Annotated in this window: 15 protein-coding genes; all 15 read left to right on the top strand. The window is 49.6% G+C overall.

The annotated features are described in order from the left end of the window. The first annotated feature begins 136 nt into the window (after window positions 1-136). Window positions 137-2,023 (top strand): ABC transporter ATP-binding protein, encoded by a 1,887-nt coding sequence (locus tag DEF47_RS13570; RefSeq protein WP_012187897.1) that lies wholly within the window; start codon window positions 137-139, stop codon window positions 2,021-2,023. Window positions 2,024-2,324: 301 nt separating this feature from the next. Then, window positions 2,325-3,359, top strand: a complete 1,035-nt coding sequence (locus tag DEF47_RS13565) for a zinc-binding dehydrogenase (RefSeq protein WP_012187898.1) — start codon at window positions 2,325-2,327, stop codon at window positions 3,357-3,359. Between the two features lie 57 nt (window positions 3,360-3,416). Then, window positions 3,417-4,421 (top strand): DUF4938 domain-containing protein, encoded by a 1,005-nt coding sequence (locus DEF47_RS13560; protein WP_012187899.1) that lies wholly within the window; start codon window positions 3,417-3,419, stop codon window positions 4,419-4,421. Window positions 4,422-4,460: 39 nt separating this feature from the next. Further along, entirely contained in the window at window positions 4,461-4,814 is a 354-nt protein-coding gene (locus DEF47_RS13555; RefSeq protein ID WP_012187900.1) for a 2Fe-2S iron-sulfur cluster-binding protein, read from the top strand. Between the two features lie 58 nt (window positions 4,815-4,872). Next, window positions 4,873-5,763, top strand: coding sequence for an aldo/keto reductase (locus tag DEF47_RS13550; RefSeq protein WP_012187901.1), 891 nt, complete (start codon window positions 4,873-4,875; stop codon window positions 5,761-5,763). Window positions 5,764-5,995: 232 nt separating this feature from the next. Then, window positions 5,996-6,607: a deoxynucleoside kinase gene (locus tag DEF47_RS13545; protein ID WP_012187902.1), complete on the top strand. Its 612-nt coding sequence runs from the start codon at window positions 5,996-5,998 to the stop codon at window positions 6,605-6,607. A gap of 39 nt (window positions 6,608-6,646) precedes the next feature. Further along, window positions 6,647-8,839: a proprotein convertase P-domain-containing protein gene (locus tag DEF47_RS13540; protein ID WP_012187903.1), complete on the top strand. Its 2,193-nt coding sequence runs from the start codon at window positions 6,647-6,649 to the stop codon at window positions 8,837-8,839. Between the two features lie 141 nt (window positions 8,840-8,980). Then, complete coding sequence (locus DEF47_RS13535; RefSeq protein WP_012187904.1) at window positions 8,981-11,131, top strand: proprotein convertase P-domain-containing protein; 2,151 nt, start codon at window positions 8,981-8,983, stop codon at window positions 11,129-11,131. A 154-nt stretch (window positions 11,132-11,285) separates the two neighbouring features. Next, the gene (locus tag DEF47_RS13530; protein ID WP_012187905.1) at window positions 11,286-13,367 is read left to right on the top strand and encodes an immune inhibitor A; all 2,082 of its coding nucleotides are present in this window, start codon (window positions 11,286-11,288) and stop codon (window positions 13,365-13,367) included. Window positions 13,368-13,522: 155 nt separating this feature from the next. After that, window positions 13,523-14,200, top strand: a complete 678-nt coding sequence (locus DEF47_RS13525) for a PPC domain-containing protein (protein WP_041303845.1) — start codon at window positions 13,523-13,525, stop codon at window positions 14,198-14,200. Continuing rightward, window positions 14,082-15,650, top strand: coding sequence for a proprotein convertase P-domain-containing protein (locus DEF47_RS13520; RefSeq protein ID WP_287045189.1), 1,569 nt, complete (start codon window positions 14,082-14,084; stop codon window positions 15,648-15,650). Before DEF47_RS13525 ends, DEF47_RS13520 begins: the two co-directional genes overlap by 119 nt. 230 nt (window positions 15,651-15,880) lie before the next feature. After that, the gene (locus DEF47_RS13515; RefSeq protein WP_012187906.1) at window positions 15,881-16,987 is read left to right on the top strand and encodes a S1C family serine protease; all 1,107 of its coding nucleotides are present in this window, start codon (window positions 15,881-15,883) and stop codon (window positions 16,985-16,987) included. A gap of 130 nt (window positions 16,988-17,117) precedes the next feature. Continuing rightward, on the top strand, window positions 17,118-17,504 hold the full coding sequence (locus DEF47_RS13510) for a lipoprotein (protein WP_012187907.1): 387 nt from the start codon (window positions 17,118-17,120) through the stop codon (window positions 17,502-17,504). A gap of 61 nt (window positions 17,505-17,565) precedes the next feature. Then, entirely contained in the window at window positions 17,566-18,219 is a 654-nt protein-coding gene (locus tag DEF47_RS13505) for an ABC transporter permease (protein WP_012187908.1), read from the top strand. Window positions 18,220-18,240: 21 nt separating this feature from the next. Next, a complete protein-coding gene (locus tag DEF47_RS13500) occupies window positions 18,241-19,182 on the top strand; it encodes a glycine betaine ABC transporter substrate-binding protein (RefSeq protein WP_012187909.1) in 942 nt (313 codons plus the stop codon). Window positions 19,183-19,309 lie beyond the last annotated feature (127 nt).

Raw genomic sequence — 19,309 nt, 5'->3', positions numbered from 1 at the left:
CCCGCGAGGCGAGGGGGAATCGCACTCGGAGTGCCCCCCTCGCCCGCCGCAGTGGGAGAGGGGTTGGGGTGAGGGTACAGGAAAATTGGTTGTTAACCTCATAAGCCATTACACATAGAACCTAGAAGGAGTTTGCATGAATGGTGGAGGCTGGCGAGGGTTTGTTCGCGCCAATGAGGACGAACAACCCACCATCAGCCGCATGTTGTTGCAGCGCGTATGGGGTTATGCCAGACCCTATCGCAGCGGCATCATTGTGGTCTTAATTACAATTTTCATCGGAACCTTGTTGGATCGGATTACACCGTTGTTGGTGCGCCATTTGATCGATGTGGCGATTCCAGAGCGCAATCTAGGGCGGCTGAATCTTGTAGCCGTCGGCTTGGTTGCAATTCCCTTGATCGGCGGTTTGCTGGATATTTTGCAGCGTCGCCATTCATCGTTGGTTGGCGAGGGAATTATTTTTGATTTGCGGCGGGCCTTGTATAGCCATATGCAGCGCATGAGCTTGCGTTTTTTCACCAGCACCAAATCGGGCGAGTTGGTTTCGCGGCTCAATAACGATGTGGTTGGTTCGCAACGGGCGGTTACTGGCACGCTGATCACGTTAATCACGAATGTCATTACCGTTAGCATCACGCTGTTTATTATGTTGACGATCGAATGGCGTTTAACCTTGTTAGCCCTGCTGGTTTTGCCCTTGTTTATGCTGCCAGCCCGCCGTGTTGGTCGCATTGTGCGCAACTTGACCCGCTCGCAAATGCAGGCTAACGGCGAAATGAATGGCTTGATGGGCGAAACCTTGAATGTCAGCGGCGCGTTATTGGTCAAGATTTTTGGGCGGCGCAACGATGAAGTCGCCAAATTTAGCCAACATGCTGGCGAAGTGCGCGACCTAGGCATTCGTACCGCCTTGGTTATGCGCTCATTTTTTGTGATGGTTGGTTTGGTCAGCGCAGTTGGCGTAACCTCAGTTTATTGGTTTGGCGGCTATCTCGCAATCACCTCGGATAATTTTAGCACTGGCGATATTATTGCCTTAGCCTTATATTTGCCTGGTTTGTATGGCGCAATTTCTACGTTGGTCAATACGCGAGTCGAATTGGCTTCATCATTGGTTTCATTCGAGCGGGTGTTTGAAATTCTCGATTTACCGCTAGAAATTGTTGATGCTGAGCAGCCTCAAATACTGCAAACTATTCGCGGCGAAGTGCAATTTGAGCATGTTTGGTTTCGCTATCAGGCCGATGAGATCAATAGTCTCAGCTCGCGCGATGGTCAAGAAACCACTGTTATCAGTCCAATTACAACCCGTGAATGGGCCTTGAGCGATATTGATTTTACCGCTAAGCCAGGCCAATTAGTGGCATTGGTCGGGCCATCGGGCGCGGGCAAAACCAGCCTAACCTACCTGTTGCCACGTTTATACGACCCCAGTCGTGGCCGCGTGTTGATTGATGGAATTGATGTGCGCGAGTTGGAGCTTGATAGCCTTGGTCAAGCGATTGGCATGGTCACCCAAGAAACCTTTCTCTTTCACGAGAGCTTGCGGGCTAATTTGCGCTATGCCAAACCCGATGCCACTGATGCTGAATTAGAGGCCGCCTGTCGCGCTGCCAATATCCACGATTTGATCGCCAGCCTGCCCAATGGCTATGATACGGTGGTTGGCGAACGTGGTTATCGCTTCTCAGGTGGCGAAAAACAACGGATTGCGATCGCCCGTGTGATTCTCAAAAACCCGCGGATTTTGGTGCTTGACGAGGCCACCTCGGCGCTCGATTCACGCTCGGAAGCATTAATTCAGGCTGCACTCCAACCATTGCTCAAAGATCGCACCAGCATTGTGATTGCCCACCGACTTTCAACGATTCTGGCGGCTGACTTGATTTTGGTCGTCGATCAAGGGCGGGTGCTCGAACGTGGCACACATAGCGAGTTGCTAGCCCAAGCTGGTTTGTACGCCCAACTCTATCAAACCCAATTTAAGGAGCGGGAACAAGCCTTAGAACAGAGAGCATAGAACATAGTTGTGGTTCCCCCTCGCCTCGCGTGCGGGAGAGGGGGCTAGGGGGTGAGGGAATGCTAGCCATTGTTAACGCGACAAACCATTACAGATAGAGCATAGAACATAGAGCTTTTTTACCGCAGAGGCCATAGGGCTATCGGCTGAAGGCCCTAGGCTATTGGAACCGGGGGATATTTCAAAAGCCCATAGCCTAAAGCCTAAAGCCATATCAGCCTTCATGCCCTTCGTGGATCGAAAACTCCGCCAATATCTATTACACTATAGCCATTGTTTTGAGCAAGGAGGCTTGAACGCTATGATGAAGGCTGGATTTTTTCGCCACCATGGTGGGCTAGAAGTTTTAGAATATGGCGATCTGGCTGAACCCGTGGCTGGGCCAGATGAAGTTTTAGTGCGAGTGCGGGCTGCCGCCTTGAACCACCTTGATCTGTTTGTGCGCGAGGGCTTGCCTGGCCTGAATTTGCCCATGCCGCATATTGGTGGCTGCGATATTGCGGGCGAAATTGCGGCAATTGGCGAGGGCGTGACTGGTTGGCGCGAAGGCCAGCGCGTGGTCGTCAACCCTAATATCTGGTGTGGCGCTTGCGAATATTGCATTGCTGGCGAAGAAACCTTGTGCGATCGTTATGGCGTGATCGGTGAGCACCAAACTGGTGGTTTGGCTCAATATATCGCGGTGCCAGCTCGCAATCTCTACGCCATTCCTGCTGATTATGCGTTTGAGCAAGCTGCCGCTGTGCCGCTGGTTTGGATGACCGCTTGGCGAGCATTGATCGGTCAAGCACAGTTGCGGGCCGGCCAAAGCGTGCTGATTTTGGGAGCTGGTGGTGGTGTGGCCAGTGCTGCAATTCAAATTGCCCGTTATGCTGGAGCAACCGTCTATGCTGCCTCGCGTTCGCCCGAAAAACTGGCCCGTGCCCAAGAACTAGGGGCCGATTACGTGGTACGATCAGATGGCGATTGGGGCCGCGAACTGTGGAAACAAACCAATAAGCGCGGAGTTGACGTAGTGTTGGAGAATGTGGGAGCCGCCACATGGGAAAGCTCGTTACGCAGCGTTGCTAAAGGCGGCACGGTCGTAACCTATGGAGCAACTACCGGACCAATCGTCAATATCGATATTCGTAAACTTTTTTGGCGACAATTTAACCTGATTGGCTCGACCATGGCCAATAATCGAGAATTTAATACGATTATGCGCTTGGTATTTTGGGAACGCCGTTTTCAACCATTGATCGACAAGGTGTTTCCACTCAGCGAAATTCAGGCAGCTCAACGCTATCTCGAATCAGCCGAGCAATTTGGTAAAGTCGTGATCACAATTCCCTAGAATACAGCCCGACCCACACAAACCAGCAATGGGGTCAAGGCTTGGAGTAATTAATTCATGCCAATCACAATTGAACATGTTCGCGTTTTAGAAGGCCCAAATATCTATTACCCTCAGGCTGGGGTCGCTGCAAGCTTGCAAGTTAGCCACGATCTGCGCGATGAACTTGGTCGTCAGCTCAAAACTTGGGCGCAGGCAGTTGGCTTAATCATTGGCTATCTGCGCATGAAAATCGAGCCGATTGACGACCAATGGCTATTAAGCCTGAGTTTTACCTGCAATCATCCCCAACTTGGTGCGGCTATCTTGCAGCATGCGGTCGAAGATATACTGGCCGGCGAACGCCAAGACGAAGATTGGAACCACGACGATGCCTTGTTTGATCTGCGTCGTCAGCGCATGCGGATTGATCCGGTGTTGCCGTTGTTGCAATTACGGGCCGAAGCTCAAGGGCGGGTTCTGCCTGTGATCGCGGTTGGTGATGGCATGCTCCAAATCGGCACCGGCAGTGGTGGTTGGCAGTTTGATCCGGCGCAGCTAAGCCTTGGCTTTGCGATCAACCCGCCATGGGAGCAAATTCGTAGCGTGCCTTTGATTGCGATTGGTGGGGTTGGGGCTGAAATTGCCGCAGCCCAGATTGCCCAAGGATTAACTGCGGCTGGTTGGCAACAGGTTATGCATATTGTTAAGGGCGATTTTGCTAGCGTGCGCCAAGCATTTCTCCAGCCCAAGGCTGAAATCTTTGTGATTGCTTTGGATCATAGCGATGCTGTCGAGCGTGGTTTAGCCTTTAATCGCTGCACGATGGGGGTGGTACTTGGCATTAGCGATTTGCCTGAAACTCAGGCTTTGGCGGCGGGGTTGCCAGCCCTAACTGCCGATGAACTAGGCAATACCATTTTGCTGGCCGATGATCAACGGACTGCTGGCTTGGCGCGACGCACCGCAGCCCCAGTTGTGCAACTACAACGTACCCACGAACCAGCCAGTATTCAACAACCCTTATTAGCGTTGGTGGTCAATCAATTGCAACAATTGCTCGACGCTGGAGCATTTGATTAATTTGGGTTAACGATTTCCACAAATTCTAGGAGGTGGAGTATGCCAAAGATTACCGTCGGTTCGCAAGCTGCGTTTGAGGTTGCTAGTGGCACACGCTTAGTCAATGCTCTTGAAGATCATGGTGTGGATATTTTACATCGCTGTGGCGGCAATGCCCGTTGCACAACCTGTCGAGTTGAGTTTCAGACTGGCGAACCCCAAGCGATCACCAAGGCTGAATCGTTTAAATTGGCCGAGGCCAAGCTCACTGGGGTGCGTTTGGCATGCCAAATTCTCTGCGAACACGATATGCAGCTTCAACCTTTACAAACCTTGAGCGCATCGGGCTTGCCCGACCCTGGGCCACGCCCGTCCGATGAACTCACCCCAGCCCCTGAATGGCTGAATCGTTAATTGAAGCCAATTGCACCAAGGATCTCCATGCTGAGATGCTTGGTTGAATAGGAATCCGATGAACTTTCCGTTGCTGCGCGAATTTGGCTCAACTGGTTTGCAGGTTTCAGCGCTAGGCTTTGGCGCTGGCCATATTGGTGGAAACGAATTAACTGAAGCTGAAGCAGCCAAGTTGCTGCATGGCTTGCTCGATTTAGGGATTAACTTAATTGATACAGCACGCGGCTATGGCCTTTCCGAAGAGCGGATCGGGCGACATCTCCAGCAACGTCGTCATGAGTTTGTGCTTTCAACCAAAATTGGCTATGGCATCGAGGGCTACGACGATTGGACCAGCCCAATCATCACTGCCGGAATTGATGCAGCGCTGCAACGCATGCACACCGATTATTTGGATATTGTGCATTTTCATTCTTGCCCGGTCGAGACCTTACGAGCAGGCGAGGTGATTGAGGCACTTGAGCGGGCGGTTCAAGCAGGTAAAGTACGGGTTGCCGCCTATTCTGGCGATAATGCACCCTTAGCTTGGGCGGTGCAGTCAGGCCATTTTGGTGCGATTGAATGCTCGGTGAACCTCGCCGATCAACGGGTGATCAGCCAAGTATTGCCCCAAACCCAACAACGCCAAATTGGTGTAATTGCCAAACGCCCAGTGGCCAACGTCGCGTGGCGTTTTGCCCAACGGCCAGTTGGCGATTATGCTGAAGTGTATTGGGAACGACTCCAAGCCATGCAGCTTGATTTCGACCCTGAACGACTTTTGGATATTGCCTTGCGGTTTACCGCCTATACCCCAGGTGTCCATAGCTGTATTGTTGGTTCGCGCAGCCTCGAACATATGCAGCATAATTTAGCATTATTGCAACAAGGCCCACTTGAACCCCAACTCTATGCCTATCTCTCCAGCCAATTTCAGACGAACGATCAAGGTTGGGTTGGTCAGATCTAAGCCATCAGCAAGCATCATGCATGGTGGTGCTTGCTACTCTAGCAGTAGAAACGGGACTTTTCGACTATAGCTTGGTGTTGGCAAAGCTGCCACAATAAGCTTGAGAGTAGACGACCATTTCAAATCCACAGTTCAGTGTTTGGGGAATTTGCCCTGATGTTGCTTGCAGTTGCAACTTTGGCCTGTTTCGGGTACAACAGCAACCAGTTAATCAACAATCAAGGACAACATCATGGGCAAATTAATTACTATTGTGGGCAACGCTGGCATTGGCAAAACCACCCTCACCAAGCTACTCTGCCGTGATCAGCGTTTTTTCGCAGCCTTAGAGAGCCACGTCGAACGACCATTCCAACAACTATTTGCCCAAAATCTGCAACGCTATGCCTTAGCCAACCAATTCGATTACCTCTTACTCCGTGCTGAACAAGAGCGATTCATTCGGGCGCAATCTGGTATTGGAGTCCAAGATGGCGGCCTTGATGAAGATTTTTGGGTTTTTACCCAGCATTTTCAGCATCAAGGCTATTTGAGTGCTGCCGAGTTTGAGTTATGCCAACGTCTATATACTGAATTGCGAGCTGGGCTTGGTCAGCCCGATTTGATCATCAAGCTCGATGCCCCCTTGGATGTGATTATTCAGCGTTACGAGCAGCGCAATCGCCCATTGGAAATAGCGCAGCGCGACGATTTAGCCCAACTTGGCACATTGCTTGATCGCTGGACTGCGACCATTACCACCCCTTTGCTCAGCCTCGATTGGAGCAGCAGCGCTTTACCGACGATTGAACAGCAACAACAACTCATTGAGACTATTCTAAAACAGCTCCGTATAGTACACTAAGCAAACTAGTTAGGGTTAGATGTAGATTTTGGAGGTTGTATGCGATTACGGATTGGTTTAATCATCACGCTTTTGTTGATGATCACCGTTGGAAAAACCCTGCAAAACCCCAGGGATGTAGCCCAAGCCCTGTCCCAAACCCCTGATCAAACCACAATTCCGCAAGGATTTTCCCGCATCCAAGAGCAAGAATTTAACGACTTACCACTCAATGCCAATCTGTTGGTTGGCAGCAGTTTGGTGGTGCGCGGCTCAATTCAGCAAACTGATGTTGATTATTTTGCGCTTGATTTAACCGCTGGTCAGCGTTTAGCAATGGCCACCATTACTAGCGCCAGCGTCGCCTCCAGCGATACAACCATCCATCTCTATGCTTTCGATGGCGTAAATAGTGATCTGATCGAAACCGATTTGAGCGATGGCATTCTGAGCAACAGTTCCTCGGTGATCAGTTCTCAGCCAATTACGCTGACCGGAACCTACCTGATTAAAGTTGAAGGTGGCACTGCAACCACGGTTATTCAGCCCTACGACTTATATGTGCGAGTGCTGAGCGAAACTGCCAGCGAACAAGAACCTAACGACGAAGTTGCCCAAACCATCGATGCTCAAGCGGCAATCAGCGGGGTAGTTTCAACCACCAACGATCTTGATCGCTATCAATTTAATGTTAATCCTGGCGACACAATTTTTGCCACCGTTGATTTTGATCCAGAGCGTGATGGCATAACTTGGAATGGCTTTCTCGATATTGGCATGATCAACAATACCTATCTTCGGGCTAACGATAGTAATAGTGTTTCACCCAACGCTGAAGCCAATGTGATCACCGTTCAACAAGCTGGCACTTACGAAATTCGCATTGGCTCACTACTTGAGATCGGTGTGGATGCTAGTTATTTGGCGCAAGTTACGATTATTCCCGCCGCTATTCAGGCCAACTGCCAAACCGTGATGAGTTCAGGTGCACCACAGAATATTGGCCCACAAGCTGGAATAATTCAATCGACATTAACCGTCACCCAAGCAGCCAACATTGCCGATATTGATGTATTGCTCAATTTAGAGCATAGCTTCATGCCCGATTTGGATGTAACCCTGACTGCCCCCGATGGTAATGTGATTAACCTCTTCACCGATATTGGCAATGTGCAGCAACCTACCGTTAATCTCGTGATTGATCAACAAGCTGCCTTACCACTTGGCACGTATAACGTTTTGAGTGGCACGCATTTTGGTCCGAAATGGAATAGCAGCCTCGATTGGTTGGCTGGACAACAAGCCCAAGGCCAATGGATACTGACGATTTATGATGATACCGACCAAAATGCTGGTGTATTAAATGGTTGGGGCTTGCGGATTTGTGGCATGCCCACGCCAAGCGATTGTCCAGTCGGGATGTCGCGCAGCGTGCTTTATAGCAGCCAATTTGAGGCCGATAATGGCGGGCTTACTCCAGGCCCATTTGACCAAGAATGGGTTTGGGGTAATCGTAATAGCCCACCAATTGTTGGTGCGTATAGCGGCGAAAATAGCTGGAATACCAATTTAACCGGAAATTATCCTAATAGTACCCGCATGCAATTGCTATCACCGCAAATTGACTTAACCAATGTTACGGGGCCAATTTATGCAAGTTGGTATCAACGCTATCAGCTTGATAATAGTGTTAACGATTTTTATCAGGTAACGGCCCATAAGCCCCAAGTTGAACAGATTCTCTTTCGCCATCAAAGTGCTGCAATGCAAATTAACCTCGGAAATCCTTTGGTTACGCTTGATCAAAGTACAGGTTGGGGACTTCAACGCCATGATCTAAGCGATTTTGCTGGCACTTCACTCTATTTAACCTGGGATTTCGGTAGTGATGAGGTAGCAAGTTTTGCTGGGATTGCGCTTGATGATGTGGAAATTACTGGTTGTATTGATCCAGCTCAAATCACGCCAACGAATACGCCAACGCCAAGCAACACGCCAACCCTAACATCAACTCCTAGCAATACGCCAACGCCAAGCAATACGCCAACGGCGACCGCAACACCAACCCAAACCTTAACGCCAACTGAAACGCCAACGCCAAGCAATACGCCAACGGCGACCGCAACGCCGACCCAGACCGAAACGCCAACCGCGACTGAAACACCAAGTATCACCCCAACGAGTACACCAAGTGTAACGGCAGATCCAAGCTTAATCCCGGTCTATCTGCCTTTAGTCAGTAAAGATAATTAAACCAATTGCGCCAGTCTGGGGATGCCTAGGCTGGCGCAATGCCCCTAAATTCACCCTTGCAATTGGTTAAAAAGTAGCCTATCCTAACTCAATCCCACCTTCATTATTGCCCCAGCAAAAGCCTTGTTTTAGGAGGTTTGCATGCGTCTACGGATTGGGTTTATCGGCCTCATGATCGCTTTACTTGGGTTAACTGGTAGTTTACGGGCTTTCAAGCCAGTTCAAGCTGCCCCAAGTAATCCAACTACCGCTCAAATTGCTCAAGCGAATGTCCCGCAGGGGGCAGTCCGCGTTAAAGAACAGGAAAGCAACAATACGACTGCCACCGCCAACGCGATCATGTCCAGCAGTACCCTAATTCGCGGGAATATCTGGAATGGTGATGTTGACTTCTATAGCATTGAATTAGCCGCTGGCGATCGCCTGACCGCTGCAACCATGAGCGCGGCTTCAGCCTCTGGCAACAACGATACGGTATTAACCTTTTTTGCGCCTGATGGTACAACCGTGATTGAAACCGATGATAACGATGGCTCACTTGGCGGCAATGCCTCGGTGATTAGTTCGGCTCCGGTGACCCAAACCGCTACCTACTATCTGCGGTTAAGTAGTACTAGTACCAACCAAGTTCGCTACTACGACTTCTATGTGCGGGTGTTGAGCGAAGCCGCCACTGCTGAAACAGAGCCAAATGATCTTTTGACAACCGCCCAAGTGTTGCCTACCAGCGGCACAATTTCGGGGGTCTTATCGGCTACAACCGACCTCGATTACTACCAGCTTAACTTGAATGCTGGTGATACGATCTTTACCAGCCTCGACCTCAACCCTGAGCGCGATGGCATTGTTTGGAACGGACGACTTGGGATCGGCGCGTTTAATGGCTTTACTTTAGTTGTTGATGATACCAGTGTAGTCTCACCAAATGCTGAAGCCCATTTTATGACCGTCAAGACGAGTGGTACCTACTATGTGCTGGCCTCAACGACGGCTGCAAGTATTCCGGCTGAAGCAACCTATTTGTTGGGTGTCACAGTGTTCCCTGCCGAGCAGCAAGCCAATTGTACAACCTACACCAGCGCTGATGTTGCCAAGACCATCCCAACGACTACCAGCTTTATTACCTCAACCTTGACTGTTCCCGACAACTTTATCATCGCTGATCTTGATGTCAGTATCGAACTGACTCATACCAATATGCCCGACCTCGATGTTCAACTCCAAGGGCCAGATGGCAATGTTGGAGGGCTATTTACCGATATTAGCAATAATACCCAGACCACGATGAATATCGATCTTGATGATGAAGCCGCAATTCCAATTGGACTTTTCGCGATTGTCTCGGGCATCCGTTATATTCCAGAGTTGAATTATCGCCTCGATTGGTTCGATGGTGGGCGATCGGCTGGCACCTGGACTCTCTTGATTCACGATGATACTGCTGCCAACGGTGGAACATTGCAAAATTGGAGCATCACGCTGTGTGCCGCGCCACCAGCAAGCTGCCCCGATGGTATGAGCATGAGCACAATCACGAGCACTGATTTTGAAGCCAATGATGGTGGCTTTACCCATAGCGGAACTGCTGATTCATGGGAATATGGCGCACCAAGCGCTGCTCCATTGATCGGTAGCTATAGTGGGGCTAATAGCTGGAAGACCAACCTTGACGGAACTTATTCGGTCAGTAGTATTGCCAATCTCTTCTCGCCATCAATTAGTATTCCCAATGTGACTGGCCCTGTCTACATCCAATGGCAACAACGCTACCAGATGGAAAGTGCTAATTTTGATCATTACACGGCCTCGGTTGGTACAGGCGTTGTGACCAAAACCTTGTATGAATTTGATGCAGCAACCATGACCAATGCAGTTGGTAACCCAAGCGTAACCTTCCAAGAAAGCACAGTTTGGAGTCGCCAGCTCTACGATATTAGCGAGTTCAAGGGTCAATCAATCCAGGCCTTGTATCACCTAGATACTGATAGTTCGGTTCAATTGGGTGGTATCGCGATCGACGATTTCCAAATTATGGCCTGTGACGGTGTGGCAGCAACCGCGACCCCAACCGAAGCACCAACCGCTACCAGCACACCAACCAACACGCCAACTAACACACCAACCAACACGCCAACTAACACGCCAACCAATACACCGATTATCACGATTACCCCAAGCAATACGCCGACGGCTACGGTTACCCCAAGTAACACGCCAACCGTTACCCCAAGCGTGACCGCTGGGCCAACCATGATTCCGGTTTATATGCCATTAGTCGGTAAAGACCAATAGATCAGCCCTTGCCTAATAATGCAGCCCGTGGCTTAACCACGGGCTGTACTCGTTAACAGCACCAAACTGCCCCTTGTGTTTGCTCACCCTATAGCCTACGCTAACTCAAGCCCCGCTCATCGCTTCGATAAAACCTTGATTGTAGGAGGTTCGTATGCGTTTACGGATTGGGTTTATCGGTCTTATGATCGCCCTGCTCGGATTAACGGGCGGCTTGCGTAGTTTAACCAGCGTTCAAGCAGTACCCAACGCCCCTCAAAATCTCGCAGCCCACCAACTTAATACTCCTCAAGGATTTGCGCGGATTAGCGAACAAGAATCAAACGATACTCCTGCCATGGCCCAGCCAATCATTGGCGATTCAGCCGTCATTCGCGGCTATATCACTGCCAATGATAGCGATTTCTTGGCAATTCCACTTACTAGCGTCCAACGGGTGGTCGCAGCAACTATGACCTCGGCTTCAGCCACAAATATTGTCGATTCGATCCTGACTCTCTATCAACCTGATGGGACAACTGTCTTGGAGCTTGATAATGACGATGGGATTTTTGGCGTGAGTTCTTCGGTTATCAGCTCAGCGATTATCACGACTACTGCAACCTACTATCTCAAGGTCACCGCCAACAATACGACGAATAAAATTTATTATTACGATTTATATGTACGGATTTTAACCAGCGAACCAATTGTCGAACAAGAGCCAAATGAGCCAGCTCAAATGCTGCCAGCAGCTGGGATTGTCAGTGGGATTATTAGCCAAACTGGCGATATTGATCGTTTTCAGCTGGCCTTGAATCCAGGCGATACGTTGTTTACAACCCTCGATATAGACCCCGAACGTGATGGCATTAGCTGGAATGGGCGGGTAACGATCGGGCCATTTGGGCCAAATATCATCACAATCAACGATGGCAATGCGGTTTCGCCCAATGCCGAATCGGCCCAATTAACCGTTAAAGAAGCTGGTAATTATATAATCAGCGTCGATAACCTATCAGCAATTAATAATTCGACCTACATCCTACAAGTGCTGATCATCCCAGCCGAAGAGCAAGCCAATTGTCAGACCTATATGAGCACCGATGTCAATAAAACAATTCCACCTGATCCTGGTATGATCACGTCGGGATTAAATATTCCTGACAATCTCTTGATTGGCGATTTAGACTTGATTATTCAGCTTGATCATACCTTTATACCTGATCTCGATGCGCAATTGACTACGCCTGATGGGAATATCCTTGGGCTATTCAGCGATATTGGAATCACGACTAGTGCCCCAGCGAGCATGAACCTGATTATTGATGATGAAGCAGCCTTACCATCATTTCAAGCGCTTAGCGTCAATGGATTGATCAACTTGCCTGAGGCAGCCTATCGGATGAGTTGGTTTGATGGCCAACGTACCCAAGGCAATTGGACATTAACGCTCTATGATGATGCAACTGGCGATGGGGGCACATTACTCAATTGGGGCTTGCAGGTTTGCGCTGCGCTGCCACCCGCCGATTGTCCTGATGGCACGGTTAGCAGCACCATCTACAGCACCGATTTTGAAGCAAATGATGGGGGCTTTACCCATAGCGGAACCACTGATCCATGGCAATATGGTCAACCAAACTCAGCGCCAATTGTGGGCAGTTATAGTGGGAGCAATAGTTGGAAAACCAATTTAACTGGCAATTATCCCGCTTTAATGAATGCCAACCTAACGTCGCCGGCCATTGATCTTAGCGGTGTAGTTGGGCCAATTCAGGTGCAATGGCAACAACGCTATCAAATCGAATCAGCAGCATTTGATAATTATGCAGCACAGATTGTTGGTAGTAGCAACCAAGTACTCTTTCAGCATCGCGATGGCGTAATGCGTGAATCAGTTGGCAATCCGCTGGTTACGGTTCAAGCAAGCACTGGTTGGAGCCGCCAACTGCATGATATTAGTAGCTTTGTGGGTCAGTCGATTCAACTGCAATTCCATATGGATACTGATTCCAGCGTTGAACTGGCGGGTGTCGCCATTGATGATGTGCTGGTAACTGGTTGTGTTGTGCTCCCTACGGCCACCCCAACCGAAACGCCAACTAACACACCGACCAATACCCCCACCGAAACCCCAACCAATACGCCGACGGTTACGGTTACGCCAAGTAATACACCAATCGTTACCCCAAGCGTGACGGCTGGGCCAACGACGATTCCAGTTTATCTGCCGTTGGTTAGTAAAGGCGAATAAATGTATCGCGTCGCTAAAATCGCAGCCCGTGGTTAATCCACGGGCTGCCCGTATTAACAGCACTAAACTCACCCTTGTATTTGGATGTTGTCGCGCCTATGCTAGCCCAATCCCCGCTCATTGCTTCGATAAAACCTTGATTGTAGGAGGCTTGTATGCGTTTCAGGATTGGGTTTATCGGCCTTATGCTTGTCGTACTTGGGTTAACTGGTAGTTTGCGGGCTTTCAAGCCAGTTCAAGCCGCCCTCAGTAATCCAAATACCTCACGAATTGTTCAAACGCATGTGCCGCAAGGTGCAGCTCGGATCAATGAACAAGAAAGTAATAATACACTTGCAACGGCTAACCCGATCATGGCGAGTAGGGCGATCATTCGTGGGATTATCTGGAGTGGTGATGTTGATATGTATCGGATTGAATTAGCAGCAGGCGACCGATTGAATGTCGCGACCATGACTTCCGCTGCAACCCATAGCAGCACTGACACCGTACTAAGCCTGTATGCACTCGATGGAACAAGCCTCATTGAATTAGACGATGACGATGGAACATTTGGTAGTCTTTCATCAGTCATTAGCTCAGTTCCGGTCACCATAACAGGTACATATTATATTCGTATCAATGCGTTCTTGGCTACCGCCCAAGTTCGTTACTACGATTTGTATGTACGCATCTTTAGCGAAGCCACCACTGCTGAGCAAGAACCAAATGATGTTGTTGGCACAGCCCAAGTGTTGCCAGCCAGCGGCGCTGTTGAAGGTAGTTTATCCGCCACGACTGATGTTGATCTGTTTAAATGCTGGCGATACGATTTTTACGAGTATCGACTTTAACCCTGAACGTGATAGCACAAATTGGAATGGAAGCCTCGGTATTGGACTATTTAACGGTCTTATTTTATTCGCTGATGATAACAGTACTTCGGCTCCGCCGAATGCTGAGGCTCATTTTATGACCGTTAAAAATAGTGGAACCTATTATGTTGTTGTTTCAACAAGTGCGAGCAGTATTCCGGCTGAGGCAACCTATCTATTAAATGTTACGACCTTTCCTGCCGAGCAACAAGCGAACTGCACAACCTACACCAGCACCGATGTTGCCAAAACGATTCCAACCACCACCAGTTTTATCACCTCAACTTTGAGCGTTCCAGATAACTTTATCATTGCCGATCTTGATCTAAGCATTCAATTGACCCATAACAACATGCCCGACCTCGATGTCCAGTTGCAAGGGCCAGATGGTAATGTTGGTGGGCTATTTACCGATATTGGATCAAATCTTGTGACGATGATGGATCTTGACCTTGATGATGAAACAGGGATCACGATTAACAGCTTTGCGGCTGTAGCTGGGATGAAGTATATTCCTGAATCTGTCTATCGCCTCAATTGGTTTGACGGTGGTCGCTCAGCCGGCACTTGGACGCTGTTGATTCACGATGATCTCGCTAGCAATGGTGGTACACTCCAAAACTGGAGTATTACGCTGTGTGCCGCCCCTCCCGCGAGCTGCCCCGATGGTATGAGCATGAGCACAATCACGAGCACCGATTTTGAGGACAATAATGGTGGTTTTACTCACAACGGAACCGGCGATACATGGGAGTATGGTGCACCAATCGCCGAACCACTGATCGGCAGTTACAGCGGGGTTAATAGTTGGAAAACTAATTTGGATGGAACCTATAGTGCTAGCAGTGTTGCCGATCTCTTCTCACCATCAATCAGTATTCCGAATGTGGCTGGCCCAGTCTATTTGCAATGGCACCAACGCTATCAGATGGATACGGCTGGATCTGATCGCTATAGCGCATCAATTGGTGCTGGGGCTGTGACCAAAACCCTGTATGAGTTTGAGTCAGCCGTAATGACCAATCCAGTTGGCAATCCAAGCGTGACCTTCCAAGAAAGCACAGTTTGGAGTCGTCAGTTACACGAAATTAGCGAGTTCAAGGGTCAATCGGTTCGGGTTCAATATCACCTTGATAGTAATGCTACAACGAATTTGGGTGGCGTTGCAATCGACGATTTTCAAATTATGACATGTGATGAGGTGATCGCAACCCCAACCAACACCCCAACTGCAACTCCAACCAACACCCCAACTGCAACTCCAACCGCAACCCCAACCGCAACCCCAACCGCAACCCCAACCAACACCCCAACCAATACGCCAACGGTTACGGTTACGCCAAGTAATACGCCAACCGTTACCCCAAACGTGACGGCTGGGCCAACGACGATTCCGGTCTATCTGCCACTAGTCGTTAGAGGCGAATAGGCTTCATCATTGGTTACCCAAATAGCCCATGGTCAATCCACGGGCTATTTTTTTTGCCTACCCATAAACCTATGAAGATTTGATGGAGTATAAGCTAAACCCTGAATGAGCAAAAGCGGCATTTGACTTGGATTTTCTAAACCACCATTTAGCCTGCATTAGCCTGCTTTTTAGCTAAACATTGCTACAATACAAGCAGCAAAACAAGCTCTCTGCAACCAGGAGTCGTTATGAGTAATCCCAAACGTACCGTCGGCATCGGCGGATTGATTATTGCCGCCCTCGCACTTTCAGGGGTTGGTGGTGGTTTAGTCGGTGGTGTCGCAGGCTATCGCTTAGCCCAAGTTGATCAAACGGCAACGGCAGTGGCGGTCACGCCAACCAGCGCCACCCAACAAACGACCGATAATCTGACTGCGCAACCAGTTGTTGCCAGCACGAATGATGCAGTTGTCCAAACCGTTGCCAAGGCCTCACCAGCAGTCGTAAAAATTATTAGTACGGTGGTTGGCGGTCAGGCCAGCGGTTCAGGCGCAATTATCAATGAAGATGGCTATATCATCACCAATAATCATGTGGTCGAAGGTCAAAGTCGCTTGCAAGTAATTTATTCTGATGGAACCAGCCACAATGCCGAGTTGATCGGCACTGATGCTTTTTCGGATATCGCCGTGATTCGGGTGCTCGATGCCGTGCCAGCCACAATTTCCTTAGGCGATTCGGATAGTTTGCAGCCTGGCGAAACGGTCGTGGCCATTGGCAGTCCGCTTGGTAAATTCCAAAATAGTGTGACGGTTGGAGTGGTCAGCGCTCTTGACCGCACAATTGATAGCATGGAAGGCCTAATTCAAACTGACGCAGCGATTAACCATGGCAATAGTGGCGGCCCACTGATCAACCTCAAAGGCGAAATTGTTGGGATCAATACGTTGGTTGTGCGCGGTGATATTGGTAGTATCGATGAAGCTCAAGGCCTAGGTTTTGCTGTCCCATCAAATATTGTGCGCGAAGTCAGCGATGCTTTGATTGCCAATGGCCAAGTTATTCGACCATATATAGGCATTCGCTACGAATTGCTTTCGCCCGAAACCGCCGAACTGGGGATTGCCAATGATAAAGGTGCTTTCGTGACCAATGTTGATGAAGGTACACCTGCTCGGCGAGCTGGCATTAGCCGTGGCGATATTATTCTCGCAGTCAACGGCGAAGAAATTACTCAACGCCACTCATTGCAGCGCCTGCTGTTGCAATATAAACCAGGCGATACCGTAACGGTCACAATCGAGCGTAATGACCAACAACAGGAAGTGCAAATTACCCTCGCTGAACGCCCATAATCGCCTAATAAACCCAGCTCGCTTCAAGCCCTTCGTTCCCAAAACGAGGGGCTTTTTGGTTGTGGCACGCTGCTTGCCCTTTACACAGCGTTTAGAATACAAACGAAACTTAGCCTGAAGGAGTGTTGAAATGCGTCGTTGGTTTTTAGCTCTGTGTCTTTTGGTGGTGCTGGCGGGCTGCTCAGGCAGCAGTATCGCCACCCAAGTCTCGGATACAGTCCAACAATTAAGTGAAACCTCAGTGCAAGATTTGGTTGATCGTTTGTCGGGGATCGAAGAGGCGGTACGTAACAACGATTGGGAGCAAACCCGTGCTTTATTTAGCACAGTTGAAAATGGCTGGAATGCGCTACGCGTGCCAGTTGAAGCCGCCTTTCCCGAGATTGCCAGCAATATTCAAGCTCAAATCGATCAACTGAGCCAAGCCTTGAGCGTTGAACTCCCAAGCTCTGAAGACGTTCGAGCAGGCTTATCCAATTTGCGCGATCAATTAGTGGCTTTATTGCAAGCACTTTAGAGCTACTTTTTGCTGTAAATTGTGGTATGCTTTTTGAGGTTTCCAACGTAGAGGAATGTGTGTGGGTGAATTTCAGCAGGCCTTGGAGTATGCGCTTGAGCCGCGCAATTTGGCGCGATTAAGTGCCGCGCTCAATCGCCATGGGCAGCTTGTTGCTAGCGCGATGGCGATTGCGCTGCTACTAGGCTTGCCCTTTGGCTGGTGGAGCAGCCGCTCACGCCTGATTAGCGCCATTGCGATCAATACCACCAATGGGCTGCGGGTCATTCCCAGCCTTGCCATCCTCTTTTTGTTTGTCGCAATCCCAGGCTTTGGCTTGAGTATTCGTTCGGCAATTATTGCCCTAACAATCTTGGCTTTGCCACCAATTTTGATCAATACCAATACGGCTTTTCGCACGCTCAACCCAGCTGTGCGCGAAGCCGCCAAGGCCATGGGTATGCCAGCATGGCTCCAACTATGGCGGGTCGAGTTGCCTTTAGCTGCGCCTGTCATTCTTTCGGGCATCCGCATCGCTTTGGTTGAGGTGATTGCCAGCGCCACCTTGGCTGCCTTTATTGGAGCTGGCGGGCTAGGCAGTTTTATCACTTTAGGATTTAGTATGAGCCGCGTCGATATTTTGCTTGTTGGCGCTATTCCGGTGGCTTTGCTCGCAATTCTGGCCGAAATCGTCATGGCCGGGCTGTTGCGATGGGTGCAACCACCACAGTTTTAAGCTTGTTGGATAGGAGGATTCATGCGACGTTTCATCCAGCTAACCGTGTTGCTCACGCTCTTGATGACCATTTTAGCCGCTTGTGGCGATGATGCAGCCAGCAGCACGACAGCTCCCAGTAGCGACCCAAATCCCGCCCCAAGTAGCAATCAAGTAATTCGGATTGCCTCGAAGAATTTTACCGAACAGTTTATTGTGGGCGAAATGTATGCCCTCTTGTTGGAACAAGCAGGCTACAAAGTTGAGCGCAAAATTGGCTTAGGCGCAACCGATGTAGCCCAAGCTGCCATGGAAAAAGGCGAGATCGATATTTATCCTGAGTACACTGGCACTGGCTTGTTGACTGTACTCAAATTGCCAACCCAAACCGATCCCAAAGCGGTCTATGAAACGGTCAAAAAAGGCTATGCCGAGAAATATCAAATTGCATGGCTCGACCCTGCGCCAATGAATAATACCCAAGCCTTGGCCATGACCAAAGAAGGTGCTCAGAAATTTGGCATCATCACAATCTCCGACATGGCCGCCAAAGCCGGCGAACTGCGCATGATCGGCCCACCCGAGTTCCAAGAACGAGAAGATGGCTTGCCTGGCATTCAAGCCAAGTATGGCAACTTCGAACTCAAGGAATATGTACCAGTCGATCCAGGCCTCAAATACAAGGGCTTGGTCGAAGGCAATGCCGATGTGGTGGTGGCCTTTGGCACGGACGGCGAAATTGCCAATTATGGCTTGGTCGTGCTCAAAGATGATCGCAACATGTTCCCGCCCTACCAAATCGCTCCGTTGGTGCGCCAAAGCGTTTTGGATGCTAACCCCAAATTGGCTGAATTGCTGAATGCCTTGGCTCCCAAACTTGACGATGCGACCATGCAACAGCTCAATTTTGAAGTCAGCGGCAATAATCGCAAATACGAAGATGTGGCCAAAGAGTTCCTAACCACCCAAGGTTTGTTGAAATAGCGTTCGAGCATAACGTCAATCCATCTCCCTGCCCCTGCGTTACAAGGGTAGGTTTCTGCTGCGAACCACGGATAGACTGGTTCATCGGTGAATGGATGAGGACTCTGATTGCCCTTGAGGGGGTGCA

Origin of the sequence: Herpetosiphon sp. (assembly GCF_003512625.1) — a bacterium.
Taxonomy (GTDB): domain Bacteria; phylum Chloroflexota; class Chloroflexia; order Chloroflexales; family Herpetosiphonaceae; genus Herpetosiphon; species Herpetosiphon aurantiacus.
Note: the sequence above shows the minus strand (reverse complement) of the source record. Positions and strands in the feature narration are given on the sequence as shown.